The sequence below is a fragment of the Mesorhizobium sp. WSM2561 genome, from assembly GCF_000513915.1.
In the GTDB taxonomy this organism is placed as follows: Bacteria; Pseudomonadota; Alphaproteobacteria; order Rhizobiales; family Rhizobiaceae; genus Mesorhizobium; species Mesorhizobium muleiense.
The window spans coordinates 12,606-30,747 of sequence record NZ_AZUX01000057.1; the positions used below are offsets into that span (position 1 = coordinate 12,606).

Here is an 18,142-nt window from a genome sequence, read left to right on the forward strand (position 1 = left end):
AAAGACTTGCGATCTGCGCTTGGAACTTGTTCTGCAGCGATGATTTTGAAGCAGCCCGCGAAAGCAGTAGGCGACCTCGAATGCGCGGAATCGCCACCGCCTGGTCGGTCGCAACCGATCAGGCGCCCCCCGCGGGGGAATTCAAGCTTGCATCTCGCTCATGCTTTCGAGCTTCAGCTTCTCTTTGTCCGGTTCCAATATCTAATCCGACCATTTCCTCGGTGATGCCAAACAGAAGATCACCTCCTCCTATGTTTGTGAATGAGGAGACGTCTGCCAGCAGTTCGCGCTTCTGCTCCTCATTGAAAGACCGTGATCGCCCATTGGGCTGGCCATAGCGCGTCTTGAATTCCAGAGTACGGCTTTCCTCCACCCCGTTCTCTACAAGCTGGACAAGGTGCTCCGCCGCTATTTCGTCCCTTTGACCCCGCGACACATAGAGCGGGCCAAGGTGGAAGGCGGTGGCGACGCGACGATACGAACAACCAGCCAAGAATGCCCCCGGCACACCGCGAGGTTGGCCAAGCTGCCGAAGGGCGCCGAAAGGCGTGATTTGCCCTTCCGGCTCACAAGGTGCAAGGTCGCGCCGCGCCGGCCACACTGAGCCGGTGTATGGCTCGGCCTGCGAAATCTTGTGTCACTCGATGAGCAGGCCGCGCTATCTCGCCATCGCCATTCGGCTGTGAGATGCCGCCGGCCAGGAGATTCTGGAGCGATCGGTGGTTATACTCCCGGCGCGCGCAAGATGCGTTTGCCTCGCCCTGAACGCTCGTTCCGGTTCCTTCTCAGGATCGATGTGCAGAACGATCTTCGCCACTTCGCGCCAGTCGCCCTTCTCGGCCGCGGCGTCCAGAAGGCGGATCCAGGTGAGCAGACGCTCTTCATCGAAGCCGGTCAGGGCGGAAGAGGTCGGCGTCTCGTCGGCGACATCGGGCGTACGGGCGTGAGCATGACCGTCAGCATGACTAGGTCTTAGGCGGCTGGCGTTGAGGCACGCATCGTTGCTGATCGACACTGCTCCGGTAAAGCTGTCATAGAAACCCTGAAGTGTCCTACGATGGTTTGGCATATTGCTCGGCGCTCATGACTCGATGCATGTGAAGCGCTCGTTGCCTTCCACCCAGGCGTCATGACCGGGCGGAATCGTATAAGACGTGCCTGGCCCGAACTTTTTTTGTGGGTTCCATCATCCAATTGACGGTGATGGTGCCGGACACGACGTAGCCGACATGCGACACCTGGCAGCTATCGGTCTTGACGACCGGCTTCACGCATTCGGACCATTTTGCAGCCCGGCTCCATATTGAGCCGCCCGAGCGTGAAGCCTGGAAGGCGCACCACCTCAACGCTCAAACGGCCTGATGCCGCGAAACTGCGATTTCGTACCAGCAGGAGCATCCGAGCCCTGCCGCGGGACGGTCTTTCTGATTGACGAAATATCGGCTCTAGCCTATATCATGGCCCATGGGGTGGACAGTTGTTGAGCTTCCGAAATTCGCTGAAGAGCGTGCAAGGCTTCCGGCGGAATAAGCTGGCTGAGGTGGTCATAGCGCTTGAGGGAATCGGTCCCCAGCTTGGGCGCCCTTTGGCCGACACGCTGAACGGCTCCAAGCATCGAAACATGAAGGAAATTCGGTTCGCCACTGGTGGCGCATGGCGGTTCGCCTTTGCTTTTGATCCGGAACGACGCGCCGTTATCCTCGTTGGTGGCAACAAGGAAGGCACAGCCAGCAGGCAGTTCTACAAATCCCTCATCGCGACAGCGGACAAGCGTTTTGATGAGTGGCTTGAGGCAGAGGAATGAGACAATGACCAAGTTCAAGAAGTCCGAAGCTCCTAATGCTCGCGAGTGGATCGATCGCTTACCAAAGGATCGCCTCGCGAAGGCCGAAAGCGGCGCCGCCGCCATCATTCACCGTGTCCATCTCGCCGAACTGCGAAAGGCTATGGACACCACGCAGGCCCGGCTTGCCGAAAAATCCGGAATGAAGCAGGCCGAGATTTCTCGCGTCGAGCATCACCCGGAAACTGTTCAGATAAGGACCATGGAACGCTACGTCCGCAGCCTCGGCGGCGAACTTAAGATCGTCGCGATCTTCCCCGATGGCACCAGGGCGGAAATACCCATCCACGCGGGCCGCCCTGTCAAATCTCGGATTACGGCCGAGCAGGAGCCGACTGGGAACGATAATTATGGGGAAGCCCGGTTGGGGGCATGATTGCGGCTGTTCGGTGCAGCCGGAATTTCTGATTTGCTCTATGGCGCGCCCGCAGCCAAGTGTTGAAATGTGTTGCTTAGGATAGCTGCCGAGCCGCTTCAATTCAGTGCCGGGCCTCTACCAATGAAAGCATCGGCGCGGAGGCCGGAAACCCGCTCAGGCGACTCGATTATGCGACTGAGCAATATGGCGACGCAATCGGCCGCCAGGCGGTCCTCGTCGGCGATCGATGCCACCGCCGTGGGCAACAGCAAATTGGCCGTGGCGGCAAACGCCAGCGCATCGGCGCTTGACAAAAGGGCGCCGGCCCGGTCCAATCGAGGCATTCACCAGGGGAGTCCCGGCAAGGGGCTGAGATACTGCTGGCTTCGCGGCGCAGTGACCCGTTGAACCTGATCCAGTTCACACTGGCGTAGGGACGGTGCAAGCGCTTTGCGGGAATTCATGCCCGAAAACCTGTTTCGAGCAGGTCGCCCAAGGCGTCTTTTCATCCTTCCGGCACAGAACTGGGTCTCCAATGCAAATGAGCAAAGGAGCCTCAAATGAATGCCTTGACCCCCGCCGTGTCGACGGCACCGCTGCCCGCCTCGCGGAAAACCTACAAGCCCGGCGCCATCCACCCGCAGATCAGGGTGCCGATGCGCGAGATCGCCGTTCACCCGACCGCCGGTGAGCCGCCGGTCACGGTTTACGATCCGTCCGGCCCTTATACCGACCCCACTATCGAGACCAGCATCGAGACCGGCCTTGCCCGGCTGCGCCAGGACTGGATCACGGCACGTGGCGATGTCGAATTCTACGACGGCCGCCACGTCAGGCCGGAGGACAATGGATTTGCGGCGGGCGAGCGCCTGACGCCGGAATTTCGAGTCCGCAACCCTCCGCGGAGGGCCCGGGCCGGCAAGGCGGTGACACAGCTTGCCTATGCCCGCGCCGGGATCATCACCCCCGAAATGGAATTCGTCGCCATTCGCGAGAACCTTGGACGCGAGATCCTGCAAGGCAAGCTGCAGCGGGAGGGCGAGGCCTTCGGTGCCTCGATCCCGGATTTCGTCACGCCGGAGTTCGTGCGTGAAGAGGTGGCGCGGGGGCGCGCAATCATCCCCGCCAACATCAACCACCCCGAAAGTGAGCCGATGATCATCGGCCGCAATTTCCTGGTCAAGATCAACGCCAATATCGGCAATTCCGCCGTCACCTCGTCCATGGCCGAAGAGGTCGAAAAGATGGTCTGGGCGATCCGCTGGGGCGCCGACACGGTGATGGATCTGTCGACCGGCCGCAACATCCACAACATCCGCGAATGGATCATACGCAATTCGCCGGTGCCGATCGGGACGGTGCCGCTCTATCAGGCGCTGGAGAAGGTCGCCGGCATCGCCGAGGACCTCAACTGGGAGGTCTATCGCGATACGCTGATCGAGCAGGCCGAGCAGGGCGTTGACTATTTCACCATCCACGCCGGCGTCCGGCTGCATTACATTCCGCTGACGGTCGAGCGCGTCACCGGGATTGTCAGCAGAGGCGGCTCGATTATGGCGAAATGGTGCCTGCACCATCATCGGGAAAGCTTCCTCTACGAGCATTTCGCGGAGATCTGCGACATCTGCCGCGCCTATGATGTGTCCTTCTCGCTGGGTGATGGCCTACGCCCCGGCTCGATCGCCGACGCCAACGACGCGGCGCAATTCGCCGAATTGGAAACGCTCGGCGAGCTGACAAAAATCGCCTGGGCGAAGGATTGCCAAGTCATGATCGAGGGGCCTGGGCATGTCCCCATGCACAAGATCAAGGAGAACATGGACAAGCAGCTCGCCATCTGCGGTGAGGCACCCTTCTACACGCTTGGACCGCTGACGACCGATATTGCGCCCGGCTACGACCACATCACCAGCGGAATCGGTGCTGCCATGATCGGCTGGTTCGGCACCGCCATGCTCTGCTATGTGACGCCGAAGGAGCATCTCGGTCTGCCGGATCGCAACGACGTCAAGACCGGTGTGATAACCTACAAAATAGCCGCGCACGCCGCCGACCTCGCTAAGGGCCATCCGGCGGCGAAAATCCGCGACGATGCGCTGTCACGGGCCCGGTTCGAGTTCCGTTGGGAAGACCAGTTCAACCTCTCGCTCGACCCTGAAACGGCGCGCTCGTTCCACGACGAGACCTTGCCGAAGGAGGCGCACAAGCTGGCGCATTTCTGTTCCATGTGCGGGCCGAAATTCTGCTCGATGCGCATCTCCCATGACATCCGCGCCGAAGCACAGAAGGAGGGAATGGCGGCGATGGCGGAAAAATATCGCGCGGGCGGCGACCTCTATATGCCGGTGAGTGACACCACGCCCAAGGTGCCGGAGCCGTCATGAGGGTGCTGGTCAAAGGGGCCGGCGTCGCTGGCCTCACAGCTGCCTTCGAACTTGCCGCTCGCGGCGCAGCGGTCACCGTGGCCGAAATCGGGTGTGGTCTCGGCGGCGCATCGTGGTTTGCCGGCGGCATGCTAGCGCCCTGGTGCGAACGCGAAAGCGCCGAGCAGCCTGTGCTGGACCTCGGACGCGGCGCCGCCGACTGGTGGGATGCGGCGCTGCCCGGCCAGGTGACGCGGGCCGGAACGCTCGTTGTTGCAACGCCGCGGGATGCGGGCGAGCTTGACCGTTTCGCAAGCCGCACCTCAGGCCATTGCTGGATCGATGAAGAGGAAATCGCGCGGCTGGAGCCCGATCTCGCCGGCCGTTTCCGGCGCGGGCTGTTCTTCCCCGGCGAGGCGCATCTCGACCCGCGCCAGGCGATGGCAGCGCTTCACGAAAAGCTCGCCGCCATGGGCGTCGACTTCCGCTTTGCCACGGACGCCCGGCAGCTTTCCGGGTTTGAACGCCAGATCGACTGCATAGGAATGGCAGCGGGTAATGAGAGGCTGCGCGGGGTTCGCGGCGAAATGCTTATCCTGCGCACGCCCGAAATCTCGCTGTCGCGCCCGGTGCGGCTGCTTCATCCGCGCTTTCCGCTCTACGTGGTGCCGCGCAGCGATCACCGTTTCATGGCCGGCGCCACGATGATCGAGAGCGATGACTGTGGTCCGGTCGCGGTCCGTTCGATGATGGAACTTCTCAGCGCTGCCTGCGCGCTCCACCCGGCCTTCGGTGAGGCCGGCATCATCGAGACCGGCGCCGGTATTCGCCCGGCCTTTGCCGACAATCTGCCGCGTGTCGAAGCACGTGGAAATGGCGTCGCCATCAACGGGCTCTACCGCCATGGTTTCCTTCTTGCGCCCGCCATGGCGCGGCTGGCCGCCGCTCTTGTCTTCGATCATGCCAAATTCGAGGAACTTGCTCATGCAACTGATCGTCAACGGCGAAGCGCTTGAGAATGACGCCACGACACTGGCGGCGCTGCTTGCCGCGCTCGACTATGAGGGCGATTGGCTGGCAACGGCTGTCAACAGCGACCTTGTGCACAAAGCAAACCGGGCAGAATTCCTGTTGAGCGAAGGCGACCGGATCGAGATCCTGTCACCCATGCAGGGTGGGTAGGACCATGTTCGATCTTTTTGGAACGACGCTTCCCTCACGCCTGCTTCTCGGCACCGCCCAATATCCTTCACCAGCCATCCTTGCCGATGCTGTCAAGGCGTCCGGGACGTCGGTGGTGACCGTCTCCTTGCGGCGTGAAATGGCAGGCGGCAAGGCTGGCGAGAAGTTCTGGTCGTTGATCCGCTCGCTCGGCGTCCACGTCCTACCCAACACTGCCGGCTGCCATTCCGTCAAGGAGGCGGTCACGACCGCGAAAATGGCGCGCGAAGTCTTCGGCACAGACTGGATCAAGCTCGAAGTGATCGGCAACCATGATACCCTCCAGCCGGACGTGTTTGGCCTGGTCGAAGCCGCCCAAATCCTGTGCGAAGACGGTTTTGCGGTCCTCCCCTACACCACCGACGATCTTGTCGTTGCGGAACGGCTTCTGGACGCGGGCTGCAAGTTCTTAATGCCATGGTTCGCGCCGATCGGTTCCGCGCTCGGCCCGGTCAACATCCCGGGGCTGCGCTCGATGCGCGGACATTTTCCCGGCGTCCCGCTGATCGTCGATGCGGGGCTTGGACGACCATCGCACGCGGCGACCGTCATGGAACTCGGCTTCGACGCCGTGCTCCTGAATACGGCGGTTGCCAAGGCAGCCGATCCGATCGGCATGGCGCGCGCGTTCGGCAAGGCGGTCGATGCCGGCCGTGAAGCTTTCTGCTCGGGAATGCTCGAACCGCGCGATGTCGCCATACCGTCGACACCGACATTTGGCAGGGCGGTTTTTTCATGAAGCTCGACCCCTTCTACCTGATCGTCGACAGCGCTGCCTGGATCGAACGGCTCGTCCCGCTTGGCGTTAAGCTGGTGCAGTTGCGCATCAAGGACAGGGACGAGCCCATGCTGCAGATGGAAATCCGCCGCGCGATCGACGTCTGCACGGCCCATGGTTGTCAACTGATCATCAACGACTATTGGCGGCTCGCCATTGAGGAATGGCTGCGACTTCGTCCATCTCGGTCAAGAGGATCTAGCTGCGGCCGATCTGCTGGCGATTAAATACGCCGGATTGAAGCTCGGGCTTTCGACCCACGATCACGCCGAACTGGAAACGGCGCTCGCGGCCGATCCGGACTACGTGGCGCTGGGGCCCATTTATCCGACTAGCCTCAAGAAGATGAAATGGGCGCCGCAAGGGCTCGAACGGATCAGCGCGTGGAAAGACAGGGTTGCGCCGATCCCGCTGGTTGCCATCGGCGGGCTCAGCCCTGACCGGCTCGACGGTGTCTTTGAGGCTGGCGCCGACAGCGCGGCTGTGGTTACCGATATCAGCCTGAATGCCGATCCCGAAGCGCGCACGCAAGAATGGATCGAGAAGACCAACCGGTGGCGCTGAGACAAGAGCCACATGTGCTTGTCGTCGGTGGATCGGACTCCAGCGGCGGTGCCGGCGTTGCACGCGACATCGAGACGATCTCTGCCATCGGTGTGCGCACCTGCCTTGCCGTCACTGCGGTGACGGTGCAGAGACACGATGCGGTCATCGCAATCCATCATCTGCAGCCCGGCCTTGTCGCCGACCAGATGCGCGCAGCACTGCGGGCCAACAAGGTGTTGGCCATCAAGATCGGCATGCTCTCAACCGCGCGGGTCATTGTTGCGGTTGCGGCCGTGCTCAGCGAATATCCACGGATACCGGCAGTACTCGACCCGGTGCTGGCTTCCTCTTCGGGCAGGCCGCTCCTGGAGGCGAATGCGATCGGCGTCATGAAGCGTGATCTCATGCCGCTTTGCCATCTCGTAACTCCAAACCTCATCGAACTGGCGGTCCTTGTCGGTGCGGAACTGGCAGCGGACGATGATGACACGCTCCGGCAGGGAAAAAGATTGCTCGCGTGCGGGCCGCAGGCGCTGTTGCTCAAAGGTGGCCATGCGACCGGACCGCGATCCACCGATATCCTGTTGACCTACAATCAGGAACCCATTCGCTTCGACACACCCCGTCTTGCCGGAACAATGCGCGGGACCGGCTGCATGCTGGCCAGCGCCATCGCCGCGCATCTGGCGAATGCGAGGTCGCTTGAAGAGAGCGTTCTCGAAAGCAAGCGATTTGTGCTCAAGAGGCTTAAAGAGAATTCTGCCGGATGATCCTACAAGCCATCCGAGCTCCCATCGAAGAGATTGTGCTTGGCTCCCGGCGCCGGCCGACGCGATTTTATAGTGATTGGCAAACTGAGCGTCATTCCTCGACGTCACAGGTCCCCTCCTCGGGGCGATGAGGTGCAAAGATCGCCGGGGGATTACGGCCAGCAGTTCCGCCGCCCGGCGTTGCGATGGCGGCGAGTGGGTGACAAGCCCGGCCCGGAGCAAAACCGGCCCGGGCTGAACCGTCTCAATGAGGTTTGCTTTCATACATCTCGTTGCCCCAGCACCGTGGTCGATGCTTGGGCGAGATGGAGACATCCTCGACTTGCAGCGACAGATCTGCCTCGTCTGGCAATTCACCGGCCATAGCGGCGGCGAGCTTCGCCTGATCGAGCTCCTTTTCCCAGCGCGCCACCACAATCGTCGCTACCGCATTGCCGACGAGGTTGGTCAGCGCCCGGCACTCCGACATGAAGCGGTCGACGCCGAGGATCAGCGCCATGCCGGCAACCGGCACGGAGGGCACGACCGACAGCGTCGCCGCCAGCGTGATGAAGCCGGCGCCGGTGATGCCGGCGGCACCCTTGGAGCTGAGCATGGCGACGAGCAAAAGCAGGATCTGATCCCCGAGAGTGAGCGGCGTGTCAGTCGCCTGTGCGATGAACAATGCCGCCAGCGTCATGTAGATGTTGGTGCCGTCGAGGTTGAAGGAATAGCCGGTCGGGATGACCAGGCCGACGACCGAGCGCTTGCAGCCGGCGCGCTCCATCTTGACCATGAGGCCGGGGAGCGCCGCCTCTGAAGACGAGGTGCCGAGAACCAGGAGCAACTCTTCCTTGATGTAGCGGATCAACGCCAGGATCGAGAAGCCGTTGTAGCGGGCGACCGCGCCGAGCACCACTAGTACGAATAGCAGCGAGGTCGCATAGAACGTGCCGATCAGCATGGCGAGATTGGCCATCGAGCCGATGCCGTATTTGCCGATGGTGAAGGCCATGGCGCCGAAGGCGCCTATGGGTGCGGCCTTCATGAGGATGGCGACAAGGCGGAAAATCGGCGCGGTCAGTGCCTGCAGGAAATCGACGACGGCACGGCCGCTGTCGCCGACCAGCCCCATCGCAATGCCGAACAGCACCGAAAAGAACAGCACCTGCAATACATCGCCCTGCACGAAGGCGCCGGTGATCGTATCGGGAATGATGTTCATCAGAAAGCCGACGATGGTGGTGTCATGCGCTTTTTCGGTAAAGGTCATCACCTTCGATGCGTCGAGTGTGGCCGGATTGATGTGCATGCCGGCGCCGGGCTGGACAACGTTCGAGACGATGAGGCCGATAACCAGCGCCAGCGTCGAGAACACCAGGAAATAGATCATCGCTTTACCGGCGACACGGCCGACTTTCTGCAGGTCGGATACGCCGGCAATGCCGGTCGCCACCGTCAGGAAGATCACCGGCGCGATGATCATCTTCACCAGTTTGATGAAGGCGTCGCCGAACGGCTTCATCGCGGCACCTGTCTCCGGATAGAAATGTCCAAGCAGCACCCCGGCGGCGATCGCCACCAGGACCTGCACATAGAGATGCCGATAGAAGGGAACCTTGCCGCGCGGCTCGGCGGCAGCGATCGTTGTCTGCATGATATCCTCCGTTGCGCCCCGATCGGGAGACCCGACCTCCCGGGACTAAGCTTCAACAGCCTCGCGGCTGCTGAATCTGAGTTCGCAACTGGCGTGCCAGACGCAGCCTGTTGTCGATAAGTCCTGATCTTTAGCGCGTAATCATCAATTCACGCCGCTTGCCTCTGGGCAAAAAGTGCGGTTGCCCGCACAAACATGATTGCCCGTTGTGCGAAATCATGCACAAATGAACGATGCTCCAGCGCCCCGCCTCCGACCTGCCTTCCACGCCCGAGCAACTCGGCAGGCGTGCGGTCCGAGCCTGGTTTGGGTTCGCAGCAATAGGGGTCGCGATCATTGCCTCGGCGCTCCATAGCTCCGGCCTCTACGCTCGGGACATTGAACTCAAGGCGCTGGCGGCGCACGCGCGCACAGATGCGAACCTGAAAGTGGCGCTGCTTACCGCTGTTTTGGAAAATCCACGCGCACTGCCGCTGCTGTTATCGGAGGACCAGCAGGTGCACGATGCTCTGGCACGGCGCGATGCCGTCGCGATCGATGTGCTGAACCGCAAGCTTGAAAGCCTTGTCTCCGGCACCAAGGCATCGGTCCTCTACGTTGCTGGCACCGATGGCATAGCGGCCGCGTCTAGCAACTGGCGCGAGCCGAACAGCTTCGTGGGCAGCGACTACGGCTTTCGCGCCTATTTCTCCAGGGCGATGCAAACCGGAACAGCCGAATATTCGCGCTCGGCAATGTCAGCAAGCGTGCCGGTCTTTACATTTCGCGGCGTGTCGGCAGCGCCTCAGCACCTCTCGGCGTCGTCGTCGTCAAGATGGAATTCGACCAGCTCGAGGCGAACTGGCGCGAGGCGAATCGGCCGACCTATGTCAGCGACGAACATGGTGTCGTGCTGGTCACCAGCATTCCATCCTGGCGCTTCATGACGACAGCAGCCCTTGCCGGGCCCAACGTTGCCGCGATCCGCGACAGCGAGCAGGTCGGAGAGGCGCCGCTTATGCCCTTGCCGATCACGCGACCCGAGACATTGAGCCAGGAGGTATCGATTGTCCATGTCATCACGCCAGGCAGCAACGACGCGGAATATCTGCGCCTCTCGAGGCCGGTCCCCACCACACCCTGGCGGCTCGACTATCTCGTCCCAGCGGAACTGCCGATCGCTGCCGCTGTTCGCGGCATGCGGCTTCTCGCGCTTGGGATCGTGCTTCCGCTCCTCGGCCTGGCTGCGTATCTGCTCTGGCGCCGGCAATTGGCGCAAATGCGGATCGCGACCGCACAGGCGGCGCGCTCCGAGCTCGAACGCCGTGTCGCCGAACGCACCCAGGATCTAAGCCGCGCCCGCGATCGGCTGCAGTCAGAGATCATCGGTCACCGCAGTACGGAAGCGAAACTCCAGCTGGTGCAGCAGGAACTGGTCCAGGCAAATCGACTGGCCATCCTTGGCCAGGTCGCGGCCGGCGTAGCGCATGAGATCAACCAACCGGTTGCTACCATCCGGGCCTATGCCGACAATGCCCGGACCTTCCTGGAGCGCAAACAGACCGCTCCGGTCGAGGAGAACCTCGGCGCCATAGCCGCGCTGACGGAACGCATCGGCTCGATCACCGAGGACTTGAAGGCCTTCGCCCGCAAGGGCCGCACCGCCGCTGGCCCGGTGGAATTGCGCGGCGTCATTGAGAGTGCAGTAGTGCTGCTAAGAAGCCGTTTTGGCGGCCGGCTCGACGCGCTTGTCGTCGAGCCGGCGCCCGCTCCGTTCAAGGTCATGGGAAACCGGGTCCGGCTCGAACAAGGTGCTAATCAATCTCTTTCAGAATGCGCTGGAAGCGCTTGACGGCTGCGACCACGCTAGGGTGGAGGTTTCGGTGGAGGAAACGACTGATGGCGTGGCGCTCAGCGTATTGGACAACGGGCCCGGCATTCCGCCGGCGATCCTGAAGTCGCTGTTCACGCCGTTCAACACGTCGAAGGAAACCGGCCTGGGCCTCGGCTTGGTGATCTCGAAGGACATCGTCGCCGACTATGGCGGCCGCATCGAGGTCGCGAGTGGCGACAGCGGCACATGCTTTACCGTTCATCTTTTGAAGGCAGCGTAGTCGAGCATGACACACCAGAGCGCAGCACTGGTCGTCCTGATCGATGACGACCGTGACCTCCTGAAAGCCACCGCGCAGACGCTCGAGCTTGCCGGATTCGCGGTGTCGGCGTTTTCAATGGCATCGAAGGCCCTGGCCGGCATCGATTCCGATTTTGCCGGTGTGGTTGTGTCCGACATCCGCATGCCAGAGATCGATGGCTTGCAGCTTTTCGACCGCATCCTGCGGCTCGATCCGGACATCCCCGTCATCCTCATCACCGGTCACGGAGACGTCCCCATGGCAGTCAAGGCGATCAAGGACGGCGTCTACGACTTCATCACCAAGCCGTTCGCCGCTGATGGACTGACCCAGAGTGTGCGGCGGGCAGCGGAAAAACGCCGCCTGACCATGGAGAACCGGGCCCTGCGCGAGGCGGGCGAGCTGGCGCAGGACAGCTTGCCGCTGATCGGCCAGACGCCGGCGATGGAAAGGCTGCGCCGCACCCTACGGCAAATCGCAGACACCGACGTCGACGTGCTGGTGACCGGGGAGACCGGCTCCGGCAAGGAGGTGGTGGCCGGGTTGCTGCACCGCTGGAGCCGCCGCGCCAAGGGCAATTTCGTCGCGCTGAATTGCGGGACATTGCCGGAGACGGTGATCGAAAGCGAGTTGTTCGGCCATGAGGCAGGCGCTTTCACCGGCGCGCAGAAGAAGCGGATCGGTCGCGTCGAGCATTCAAGCGGCGGCACGCTGTTCCTCGACGAGATCGAAAGCATGCCGGCGTCGACACAAGTGCGGATGTTGCGTGTGCTGGAAATGCGCGAGGTCATGCCGCTCGGTACCAATGACGTAAGGCCAGTGGATCTGCGCGTCGTCGCCGCAGCCAAGGTCGATCTCGGCGACCCGCGCCAGCGCGGCAATTTCCGGGAGGATCTCTATTACCGGCTCAACGTGGTGACCGTCTCCCTTCCACCGCTACGCGAGCGCCGCGACGATATTGCTCTTCTGTTCGGCTACTTCGCAGAGCGTGCCGCGGCCCGCTTCCGCCGCCCGGTGCCTGCCGGACCGGCGTCGTTGCACCGCTATCTGCACGAGCATGACTGGCCGGGCAATGTGCGCGAATTGGCGCATTTTGCCGAACGTTTCGTGCTCGGGCTGGCACAAGAAATGCAGAAACTACCCTCTGATGCGGCTCGGCCGCTGCCCGAGCGCCTGGAGCGCTATGAGGGCGACATCATCCGCGAGACGCTGGGCCGCAACGGCGGCGATGTCAGGCGTACGGTCGAGGCGTTGGGCATTCCGCGGAAGACCTTTTACGACAAGTTGCAGCGCCACGGCATCGTAAGGGGCGATTTTTCCAAGTAGTCGGCAATCTTCAAACTCGGTGCAAAAGCTCGACGCGCGCGAAAGGCAGGCCGCAGGTGCTACAGACAGGCCCGAAATTCATTCTTCTTCTCTCGTTGTGGAATTGAACTCGGTTATCGGTCCTCCTAAAGAAACGTCCGGAGAGGACAAGCGCGATCTGTTCTCTGCTGCGCGCGGTGGCGGCCGAATCATATCTTTTTAAGAACGATCCGGCATCGTTCAGCCATCGACCGCGCCACACGACGCCGGCGAAGCTGACGCTCAAGAGAGGCACGCTCATCCGCACTCAACACCAGCGGCGAAATCGGACGTCCAGTCGCATTGGCCATCGACTCGCTCCTTCTTCAGTCACGAGCACAACCCTATAATGAAAATGAACTTCAGTTCCAAATTACTAGCCCGAGAGCACATTAGGCGCGCATCGACGAAACGGCGATCGTTTCATCCGCATTGAGAAAACCGTACAATTGGCGGATGCAGTGATCCCACCTTAACGAAGCCCCCGGGGTTCTCCACGCGACAACCATTCCTCGTACGCCGATGCTATTGTGCGAATCTCGAAGACCGGGTGACTATATCGCCTAAGACAGCACGGAGAAGCGTTCTAACTTCCTGTTCGGCGAGCCCCGGCGCAACTCCTGATTCGGACAATTGGACGAGTATTGTCTTGACGGTGCTGCGCCAGAAGGCATTTGCGTCCTCCCCGTTCTTCGATTCCAGGACCCGGGCGATACCTTCAACCAATTTCCGCCGCCGATGCAGCGGAAACGCGCTTATGTTTGATTCACCCATCGACCACCTATTGCCTTCAGTCTCGCGAATAACCCGTCGCGGGTTAAAAAATTTTGTTAACAGCGCCTTTTTTGGACATCCGGGGAAACGCTCGCCTATAGCCCACCGAACCGGAATTTCGCTCCCCGCGAAATGGTTCTCGAATATGGGGTCCTGGGGCTTATCCGTTGCCTCCTACCGGCGGCCGACAACCATAATGGCGGGCTCGCCCGAAAGCAGCTTCTTGGCCGCTGCCTTGACCTGGTCGAACGTCACCTGATCGATGAGGGCAGCGCGGCGCTGGATGTAATCGATGCCGAGCTTGTCGAGCTGCCACTCGATGAGCGTGGCTGCAATCGTGATGGAGGAGCCCAGTTTGCGGATGGCATAGGCGCCGATCAAATATTTCTTGCTCGCCTCGAGCTCGGCCTCGGTCGGACCTTCTTCCGCTATCTTCTTCACCACCTTGCGCACCAGGTTCAGCGTCCCGGCCGCCCTGTCCGAACGCGTCGCCGTCATAACCTGCAGCGCGTTGGAATGCTGGTGGTCGACCAAGCTGGAATAGGCGCCATAGGTCAAGCCGCGCTCGCGCACCTCCTGCCACAGGCGCGACGTGACGGGCGAGCCGCCGAGGATTTCGTTCAGCAGCTCCGCGGCGTAGAAATCTGGCGCGCTGCGCTTCACCCCGGGATAAGCCAACCGCAGCAACGTCTGCGGCAGATCGTAGTCGACCGCCACCTGTTGGCCGAGCTTCGGATCGACATCGGCGACGGGGGCGCGCGACTGGTTATGAGGCAAATCGCCGAACAGCTGGTCGAGCTTTTTACGCAGCGTCTTCGCATCGATGTCGCCGACCACCGCCACATGCAGGCCGTCGCGGGCAAAAGTGGCCTTGTGGAAGGAGCTGAGATCGGCTGGTGTGATGCCAGCGAGGCTCTCTTTAGTGCCCTCGGCCGGCCTCGAATAGGGATGTGTGCCGTAGATCGCGCGCAGCCATTTGCGCTCGGCGATCGCCTCGGGGTCGCGCTCATTGGCGATGATACCGGAAAGGATCTGGGCGCGGATGCGGTCGATCGGCTCCCGGTCGAAGCGCGGCCTGTTGACCGCGAGCCGAAGCAAATCGAAAGCGGCGTTCTGCTGCTCGGACAGCATGTGCATCGCGCCATGAATGCCGTCACGCTGCGCCTTAAAGCTCATCTCGGCGCCGGCATCGTCTAGCTTCACCTGGAAGGCATCGCTGTCGAGATCGCCGGCGCCCTCGGCCAACAGGGCGCTCATCAGATTGGCGAGCCCCTCCTTGCCGGCCGGATCCTGCGTGGTGCCGCCGTCGAAGACGAAGTGAATGGCAGTGATCGGCGTCGTGTGGTCCTCCACCAGCCAGGCGTCGATGCCTTTTTCAGATTTCACGTCCTGGATGTTCAGGCGTTTAGCGCCGGCAGGATGAGGAACGAAATCGCGAGGAGAAGGGTCGCCAGCGGCGTGGCGAGGCGCGCTGCCCTCCCTTCTCCAAGGAGAGCGCGCCTGTGCGAAGACGCCACGGCGTTGGTTCGTCATCACATCAAATTCTCCGTCTTGGGCAAGAGATAGCCGGTGGTCGAATGGTCGAACGCGAGATATCGGGCGGCGACCGCCTTCACCTGATCGGCGGTGACCTTGCGGATGCGGTCCGGCCATTCCTCGACGTCCTGCACGGTGCCGCCGGTGGCGAGCGTGGAGCCAAACAAATTGGCCACATGGTACTGCTTGCTGCGGGCGAAGATCAGCGAGCGGACACAGCGGTTCTTGGCCTTTTCCAGCTCGTCATCGGTCACACCGTCCTTGACGATGCGGGCGATCACTGCATGGGCCGCCGCCTCCAGATCGGCGAGCTTGGCATCGCCGCGCGGCGAGCCGTAGATGGTGAGCCTAGTGGCATCCAGCAGCATGGCGCCCTGGAAATAAGCGCCGGCCTTAGCGGCAATGCCCCCTTTCACCAACTGCTGATAGAGCCGGCTGCGATTGCCGCCGCCGAGAATTTCGGCCAGGAGGTCCAGCGCCTCGGCCTCACCGGGCTCGGCCGTCCGATAGGACGGCACCACCCAATGGGTGGAAAAGCTGAGCACCGAAACGCGTGCGTCGCTAAGCGTCACCGTGCGCCTGGTGTTCTGCTCCGGTTCGACCGGGCGGGTGCGCGGGGGTAAATCAGGACCCGGCGCGAGCTTGCCATAGGTCTTCTCGGCCAGCTCCTTCACCGTCTCCGGATCGACATCGCCGGCCACCACCAGCACGGCGTTGTTGGGCCTGTAATATTTGTCGTAGAAGGCGTTCGCGTCGTTCCAGGTCAGCTTCTCGATCTCTTGCATCCAGCCGATGATCGGGATGCGGTAAGGCTGGTTCTGCCAGAGGGTCGCGTCAACCTGCTCTTCCAGCATCGTGTGCGGATTGTTGTCGATGCCCAAACGGCGCTCCTCCATGATCACGTCGCGCTCGGTCTTGATATCATCGTCGGTGAGGATGAGGTTGACCATGCGATCGGCCTCGAAGCTCATCATCTGTTCCAACGCCGAAGGCGCTACCGTTTCATGGTAGGCGGTGAAGTCGTAAAAGGTGAAGGCATTGATCGAGCCGCCGATGGCCAAGACGGCGCGGCCAAGCTCGCCGGCCGCATGGTTGGTTGTCGCCGCCTTGAACATCAGATGCTCGAAGAAATGGGCAAGGCCGGACTTGCCGGGCGGCTCATCGGCGCTGCCGATCTTGTACCACACCATGTGGGTGACGATCGGCGCCCGGTGACCGGGGAGGACGACCACCTCCATGCCGTTGTCGAGCAGGAAATTCGTCACCTTGCGGCCGCCCGTGACGGCCAGAGCCGGAGCGCTGGTCACCAGGGTGGTCGCAGCAGGCATTCTGCGCAGCCCGTCAGACAGAACTTTCATCAATGGCTCCGGTTTGTAGTGGTGGGGCGAGGGCAAGGTTCTAGGCAAAGTGAGTTGGTCCTCGGTTTGAGGACGTTGGGTACCTCTCTCCCTCTCTGGGGCCGGAGCAATCGTCTTCATGTCGCCAGGCCTCACTCGAGCGTCATCCTTGGCGGATCGGGAGACTCGCGACGGCGGTGGCTTTCGGGGAGGTGATCATGGAACGTCTTCTCCTTGTCCCTGACGTGTCTGCGGATGACCGCGCATGTACCATGCCAAATGAGAAAACCGTTCAAAGGCAATGTGATAGATTTGGCTCTGCTACGTTGCGCGTCCGATATTGTTGGACATTGGACAGCGCCGAACGTGTGGTAGGTCAGGGACACACATTGCTCGTGCGAGCCACGATTGAGCGTGCTGCCGCGCAAGCGGATAGGATGCGCCTCGAACTGGCCGAGCACTTGAGAGTGTTGGAATTGAGTGGAAGCTGGCGAAGGCCTGGAGACTAGGGTGGTCGCCGCGGAACGCTGTCCTCGACAGGCAGGCTAGGACCGCAACGAGCACAGAAGTCTAGAGCGTGGCTGGCCGGGAAGGGGAGCCGGCCGCCAGGCGACTCGCCGTGGAAGAATGCTGCATCGAGCATTCCCCGTTCGAATAGATGAATTATCGCCCACCCATTCGGCAATTGACCGGAGCCGCTTGGGCCGAACGAAGAGCGGCCGTAGCAGTGCCGTTATCCAAGCTCGAATTTTAGCGTCGGGGCCTGTTCCTCGATCGTGCGCTGGTTCATCATGTGGTCGGTCGTCGGTGGTTCCTTCAATCAGGCTGGTGTCAGCAACCCGACCTTACCGGGGAATATCGATGACCACTGCGACGCCGCTCGCTTGCTTCTGCGCTGTTGAGGGCGCTCTCGCGAGCACCTTCGTCAACGCCGACCTAAGCCACGTCGCTTCGATGCCACGCTTCGATGAGGAAGCGGCCTGCGGTTTCATTGGGCCTGAATGGTTGCGAGGTGTATCCGGGCGAGGCAGCACAGCGGCTTGCAGCTTGTATAAGAGCGACAAGCGCGGCATTTCTGAGGTCTTCAGCTTCCGGCATTGTTGCCCGCAATGCGTCGATCCAAGCCGACTGCCAAGGGGAAAAGTAATAGCCTCCGGGATGCGCAGCTCGACCGTCCCGGCCCGCGTCTCTCAGTCTCTGTCGCGGTAGCCGTTGCGTTGAGCCGTGCGCAGCGGGTTCTTCTCGCCATAGCCGGCGCCGGTGGCGGCCCCCACCTCGAGCTCCATCAGCCGCTCGGCGGCAAAGCCGATCATCTCGCGCAAGAGATCGGAATNCGGGGTCTTCTCCACGAGCGCGCGCAGGTTCATCATGTCGTCGGTCATCGATGGTTCCTTCGAATCAGGTTGGTGTCAGCAACCCGACCTTACCGGCGAACTGTCGATGACCACCCGCAAAGCCGCTCGCTCGCTACGGCGCTGTTGAGGGCGCGCTCGCGAGCGGCTTCGCTACCGCCGAGCTACAC

Annotated in this window: 14 protein-coding genes, 4 pseudogenes and 1 riboswitch; of the genes and pseudogenes, 10 read left to right on the top strand and 8 right to left on the bottom strand. The window is 61.8% G+C overall.

Annotated features, from left to right (window positions below):
* Positions 1-658: 658 nt before the first annotated feature.
* Positions 659-898 (bottom strand): hypothetical protein, encoded by a 240-nt coding sequence (locus M727_RS38045; protein ID WP_051505806.1) that lies wholly within the window; start codon positions 896-898, stop codon positions 659-661.
* Between the two features lie 609 nt (positions 899-1,507).
* Between M727_RS38045 and M727_RS38050 the strand changes: the two genes are divergently transcribed.
* Together M727_RS38050 and M727_RS41930 are read left to right on the top strand one after the other, a co-directional pair.
* Entirely contained in the window at positions 1,508-1,804 is a 297-nt protein-coding gene (locus M727_RS38050) for a type II toxin-antitoxin system RelE/ParE family toxin (RefSeq protein WP_245269049.1), read from the top strand.
* A 4-nt stretch (positions 1,805-1,808) separates the two neighbouring features.
* Complete coding sequence (locus M727_RS41930) at positions 1,809-2,219, top strand: helix-turn-helix domain-containing protein (RefSeq protein ID WP_198032720.1); 411 nt, start codon at positions 1,809-1,811, stop codon at positions 2,217-2,219.
* Between the two features lie 98 nt (positions 2,220-2,317).
* Here M727_RS41930 and M727_RS0129880 read toward each other — a convergent pair whose 3' ends face one another.
* Positions 2,318-2,545 carry a hypothetical protein gene (locus tag M727_RS0129880; RefSeq protein ID WP_156941681.1) on the bottom strand — a complete coding sequence of 76 codons (228 nt, stop codon included), beginning with the start codon at positions 2,543-2,545 and terminating at the stop codon, positions 2,318-2,320.
* A riboswitch (TPP riboswitch) is annotated at positions 2,541-2,656 on the top strand. (Overlaps the previous gene by 5 nt.)
* A gap of 105 nt (positions 2,657-2,761) precedes the next feature.
* Between M727_RS0129880 and thiC the strand changes: the two genes are divergently transcribed.
* From thiC to M727_RS0129910, 6 genes and pseudogenes are all read left to right on the top strand, one after another.
* Entirely contained in the window at positions 2,762-4,585 is a 1,824-nt protein-coding gene (thiC, locus tag M727_RS0129885) for a phosphomethylpyrimidine synthase ThiC (protein ID WP_027155668.1), read from the top strand.
* Positions 4,582-5,580, top strand: coding sequence for a glycine oxidase ThiO (thiO, locus tag M727_RS0129890; protein WP_027155669.1), 999 nt, complete (start codon positions 4,582-4,584; stop codon positions 5,578-5,580). Before thiC ends, thiO begins: the two co-directional genes overlap by 4 nt.
* The gene (gene thiS / locus M727_RS0129895; protein ID WP_027155670.1) at positions 5,549-5,746 is read left to right on the top strand and encodes a sulfur carrier protein ThiS; all 198 of its coding nucleotides are present in this window, start codon (positions 5,549-5,551) and stop codon (positions 5,744-5,746) included. Before thiO ends, thiS begins: the two co-directional genes overlap by 32 nt.
* A gap of 4 nt (positions 5,747-5,750) precedes the next feature.
* The gene (locus tag M727_RS0129900; RefSeq protein WP_027155671.1) at positions 5,751-6,524 is read left to right on the top strand and encodes a thiazole synthase; all 774 of its coding nucleotides are present in this window, start codon (positions 5,751-5,753) and stop codon (positions 6,522-6,524) included.
* A pseudogene (locus M727_RS38055) lies at positions 6,521-7,127 on the top strand (thiamine phosphate synthase). The gene M727_RS0129900 and the pseudogene M727_RS38055 overlap by 4 nt, the downstream one beginning before the upstream one ends.
* Positions 7,118-7,879 carry a hydroxymethylpyrimidine/phosphomethylpyrimidine kinase gene (locus M727_RS0129910; protein WP_027155672.1) on the top strand — a complete coding sequence of 254 codons (762 nt, stop codon included), beginning with the start codon at positions 7,118-7,120 and terminating at the stop codon, positions 7,877-7,879. The pseudogene M727_RS38055 and the gene M727_RS0129910 overlap by 10 nt, the downstream one beginning before the upstream one ends.
* A 244-nt stretch (positions 7,880-8,123) precedes the next feature.
* Here M727_RS0129910 and M727_RS38060 read toward each other — a convergent pair whose 3' ends face one another.
* Positions 8,124-9,515, bottom strand: coding sequence for a dicarboxylate/amino acid:cation symporter (locus M727_RS38060; RefSeq protein WP_051505803.1), 1,392 nt, complete (start codon positions 9,513-9,515; stop codon positions 8,124-8,126).
* Between the two features lie 233 nt (positions 9,516-9,748).
* On the opposite strand from M727_RS38060, the pseudogene M727_RS38065 reads away from it, so the two are divergent.
* Both M727_RS38065 and M727_RS0129925 read left to right on the top strand, forming a co-directional pair.
* Positions 9,749-11,608: pseudogene (locus M727_RS38065) on the top strand (ATP-binding protein).
* 6 nt (positions 11,609-11,614) lie between these two features.
* Positions 11,615-12,955 carry a sigma-54 dependent transcriptional regulator gene (locus M727_RS0129925; protein ID WP_027155673.1) on the top strand — a complete coding sequence of 447 codons (1,341 nt, stop codon included), beginning with the start codon at positions 11,615-11,617 and terminating at the stop codon, positions 12,953-12,955.
* Positions 12,956-13,152: 197 nt separating this feature from the next.
* Here the strand turns inward: M727_RS0129925 and M727_RS42575 are convergent.
* From M727_RS42575 to M727_RS38075, 5 genes and pseudogenes are all read right to left on the bottom strand, one after another.
* Positions 13,153-13,284 (bottom strand): annotated as a pseudogene (locus M727_RS42575) (IS630 family transposase); the annotation flags it as partial.
* Between the two features lie 214 nt (positions 13,285-13,498).
* A complete protein-coding gene (locus tag M727_RS43370; protein ID WP_084646966.1) occupies positions 13,499-13,747 on the bottom strand; it encodes a DUF6074 family protein in 249 nt (82 codons plus the stop codon).
* A gap of 174 nt (positions 13,748-13,921) precedes the next feature.
* Positions 13,922-15,133 (bottom strand): pitrilysin family protein, encoded by a 1,212-nt coding sequence (locus tag M727_RS38070; RefSeq protein WP_245269047.1) that lies wholly within the window; start codon positions 15,131-15,133, stop codon positions 13,922-13,924.
* Positions 15,134-15,279: 146 nt separating this feature from the next.
* Positions 15,280-16,641, bottom strand: a complete 1,362-nt coding sequence (locus M727_RS0129935; protein ID WP_027155674.1) for a pitrilysin family protein — start codon at positions 16,639-16,641, stop codon at positions 15,280-15,282.
* 1,172 nt (positions 16,642-17,813) lie between these two features.
* Positions 17,814-18,002 (bottom strand): annotated as a pseudogene (locus M727_RS38075) (transposase); the annotation flags it as partial.
* Positions 18,003-18,142: the final 140 nt, after the last annotated feature.